This is a genomic window from Vibrio sp. V08_P9A1T1 (assembly GCF_963874405.1).
GTDB lineage: Bacteria > Pseudomonadota > Gammaproteobacteria > Enterobacterales > Vibrionaceae > Vibrio > Vibrio anguillarum.
On record NZ_CAWNIB010000161.1, the window covers coordinates 1 to 4022 of the forward strand.

General features: G+C 44.4%; 2 protein-coding genes. One reads left to right on the forward strand and one right to left on the reverse strand.

Features of this window, described 5'->3' with window-relative positions; all coding sequences use genetic code 11:
• Nucleotides 1-173 precede the first annotated feature (173 nt).
• Nucleotides 174-1064, forward strand: coding sequence for a LysR family transcriptional regulator (locus tag AACT21_RS07380; RefSeq protein WP_094164568.1), 891 nt, complete (start codon nt 174-176; stop codon nt 1062-1064).
• Nucleotides 1065-1109: 45 nt separating this feature from the next.
• Here AACT21_RS07380 and AACT21_RS07385 read toward each other — a convergent pair whose 3' ends face one another.
• Nucleotides 1110-3725, reverse strand: coding sequence for an ExeM/NucH family extracellular endonuclease (locus AACT21_RS07385; RefSeq protein ID WP_094164569.1), 2616 nt, complete (start codon nt 3723-3725; stop codon nt 1110-1112).
• Between the last annotated feature and the right edge of the window lie 297 nt (nt 3726-4022).

Consider the following 4022-nt stretch of genomic DNA (forward strand, 5'->3'; position numbering starts at 1 on the left):
GGAATAGATATCTCAATAGTGCCATCATTCAGAAGAAATTTATTATTTGCCCGTATTTAAAGGAAACCAAAATGGTTTATATCTCTCTAATTAGAGCTGTCATTATTTGATGAATGACAAAGGTTGACTAGATAACAAAACAAGAACGAAAGGTTACCAATAAGGGAACAATTATGTTGAGTGAGTTAAAACGTATTGCCATTTTTAATAAAGTGGTTGAATACGGTTCGTTTACCTCGGCTGGTGAATCGTTAGGCATAGCAAAATCGAAAGTGAGCGAGCAAGTTAGCTTGCTAGAATCACATCTTAACGTACGTTTACTGCATCGCTCTACCCGTAAAGTTAGCCTAACGACTGAAGGGCACGCATTTTATCAACATACCAATGGCCTCTTACCGCTGGCAGAAGACGCGCTACGGGCCGTCCAGCATTTGTCTACCGATGTAGCAGGCGTGATTAGGATCGGTACAACCATTGATGTCGGCAGCTATATTTTAAGTCCGCTGATTTCAACATTTTCTGAGAGTTACCCCAATGTGCTGTTTGATATTCAACTCGAAGATGGTTTACAAGATCCAGTAGCCACACAATTAGATGTGCTGATCAGAATGGGTGAACTGACATCTTGCTCAATGGTTGGCCGCGAATTGATGCCTTTTAAAATGGGGATATACGCCAGTAAAAAATACTTAGCTAGTGCACCTTTATTAAAGAAACTACGAGATTTAGAGCAGCACCCATGGGTTGCGTTAACTTTATTGAATCTTCCTCAAGATAAAGTCACGCTAATCAATCCAAAGGGAGTGAGATGCGACATCAAAACCCGCCCTAAACATATCTGCAATGCGCCGCTTGGTGCGATGTCAATGGTACAACAAGGCATGGGGATCGGCTTGATTGCCAATTTTCTCGCTGACGAAATCAATGATCCTAACCTCGTCAGGCTTTTTCCAGATTATTATCTATCAGATAACACCATGAACATTCTTTACCCGAGCCGTCACCACCTTGCGCCACGAGTAAGGCTATTTATTGATTATTTAATTGAAAAAATCCGAGCTTGAGCAAAACAAAAACGCCCCGTCAGTTAACGGGGCGCACTTTAAGCCTTAACGACGACGTCGCCACATACCAAAGCCGAGTAATGAGAAGAGTGCTCCTAGGCCGAATGAACCGCCGTAGATGTTCAGTTCTAACACGGCAGGATCATGATCAGATGCGCGGAAATGATCTTGATATTTGGGCAAATCACCTTTGAATTCACTGTTGTAATCAAACAGTGTCGATTCACCACCGTTGATGTGCCAATCGGTCGCATCCACCACTTTGCCTTTCAAACTTTTGCTGACCAGCAAATGATCCAGTGCGCCAACTTCATCATTAAATGAGTAACTCCAGCTCTCTGGGTGTTTTATCGCCACAGCGTTAAGGTACCCATAATTGTGAGTAATCAACGCGCCATCATCACCAAACTGAGGAGTACCTGCAATGTAAGTATTACGTGCCGCACGAATGGTTTTGCCATACTTCTCCGGGCTGTAGTCCGTCAATACGAGCATCGGGTCTTCCATACCGTAAGAGTTCATATCACCCAAAATGACTTTATGCCCTTTTATTTTTTGTAACGCTTCACCTAAAGCAACTGCAGCTGCGACACGGAATTGTTCACATGCACCTTGAAAATCAAGATCTTTGCCGCCTTGCCCACCTTGTTCAACTGGTGCAGCATCTTCCCAACATGCCGAACCCTTGGATTTTAGATGGTTAACCGCGACGGTAATTTTCTCATTGCCACCTTTAACTTTGAAGGTCGGTGCAAGCGTGTCACGCTGGTAATTTTTACCATCTTCAATCACTTTGCCTTTGTCATCCAACACTTCAGGTGCTTGTTGGCTTGGCATTGGAATTACACGATTTTCTGTCAACTTCACCACTTTTTCACGATAAATCACTCCTGTGGTGATCACATCCGTGCCAATAGAATCAAGTTCATCGGTCACACCATCATTATTTGAGTCAATCGCGACAAAACGGTAATGCTTTTTCTTATCCGAGATCTGGCTGTTGATCTGATTGACCAATTGCGCAATCGCCGACCCTGCACCGAAACCGTTATTCTCAATTTCCATCAAACCGACAATATCGGCATCCAAACGTACAATCGCATTAACGATCTTCGCTTGCTGCAATTCAAATTCTGCAAGGTTATTAGCACCACGATTATCACCATGCTGATTTGCATCACCGCCAAACGGCGAGTTGAAATAGTTAAGCACGTTGAATGTGGCAATGCGCAGATCGCCTTCATCGATATCCGGTTTCTCGCTGCGAGGATCATTGCGCACGAAATTCTCTTGATTGAGCGAATTGGTCACAATCAAACGATATTCGTTGTAACCGTATGAGAGCACACCTTCTAAACCTATGATGCTGTCATCAATGCGGATGTAATCTTCCGTTGAACCATTTTGATCAATATCACTGCGACCAAACTCTGGGTAGTACGGAATTTGGCCATCGGCGGCTTTCGCATCTGATTCAATAAACAAGCGGCGCTGCGCGTTTTCGATGCTCTGCTGTTTGGCTTGCTCAGAGCCCGCAGCGAATAGCTGGTTCGGCTGCATGTTAATACGACCTTGCGCTAACACCATGTTATTGCGACGAGAAGCATAGTCATAACCAAAGGTGCGCGTCACACGCATATCCAGCTCTGGTGTGGTTTTTACCAACATGCCTTCATAACGCTCTAATGTGTGCTCAAAGTTCTCATCGGTGGGAAAAATCTCTATCGCGGTCGCTTGTGGAGCCTCTTGCTCACCTTGCTTTAGCCATTGGTTGTTTTCGACTTTAAGCTGTGTGAGGTTGTAATACTCCTGTACTTTACCTTTCACACAAACCACATCCCCCGGTTTTAAACTTGAGCTTGATTGATCGGTAAAAACAAACAAACCTTCAGAGGTATTTAAGTTGTAATCATCTTCCAGCGCTTGCAGATAAAAACCTTTAGTCAATCCTGTGGTAATGGCACTCACGACACCTTTGACAAAATATTCTTGGTCGGTGATGTAAGGGTAGCCACTAATAAGAGGAGAGGTTTGCCCTTCGCCTTGGATCGCTTGAATAGAGGTAAAGGCGGGCTCAGATCCCTCTTGAGTACAGGTAAATTCAGCCGGTGGCTCAACGGCATCGAGTGCGCCTAACCCTTCAATATTATCCTTGCCTAACGCGCTCCACTGCGCAGCTTGATAAGCCGCTGAGGGCGTGAGGCTATCGCTATTACGCACTAAAGTGGTGTCCTTGCCCCAGTTAATGCCGCCCATCACTCCCAACACATCATGTACGCTACCATCACTGTTTAGCAGCGCCACCGGATCATCACCGTTAAAATTAATCACCGAGCCATCATTTTCATCACTCACCGCTTGGATAGCACTATTGGCGCTGGCATGAGAAATCACTAACACATCGTTCGCGGCAATTACTCGCCCAGTCAGGGGCAACTGTGTATCCCAGTTCCCACCGCCATTGCTTGATTTCGCTAAAATGAAATTGTCTAAACTGACGGATGCATTGCTAGTGTTAGCAATTTCGATGGCCTTATTGAAGCTGCTGCCTTCTACATACTGAGAAATAATAATCTCAGCTTGAGCTGATACAGCCAATGTGGAGCTTATCGCCGCAGCGAGTAATGTTCGGCCAAAGGGTTTAATTCGTGTAGATTCCATTGTTCACCTCTTTCCCTGCTCTGTAACCGAAGTGGTAAGCAAGGTGTTGTAAATCACGTTTATAAAGGGGATTGATTCCATTTGCGCGTACAGTGTTGTGTTTTTAAATGAAAGATAAAAACATTCACCATTCATATCGAGATCAACATCGCATAGCTAGAGCAAATACTTGAACTAAGCGCAAACTTTCAACAAAGAAGGTAAAGGGGGTTTTCGACAGTGATATTGCAGTGAGGTGAAAAGTCTTATTTTTCTAAAAAGAAAAGCAAACAAGGTGCTCCGTACACGACAAACACC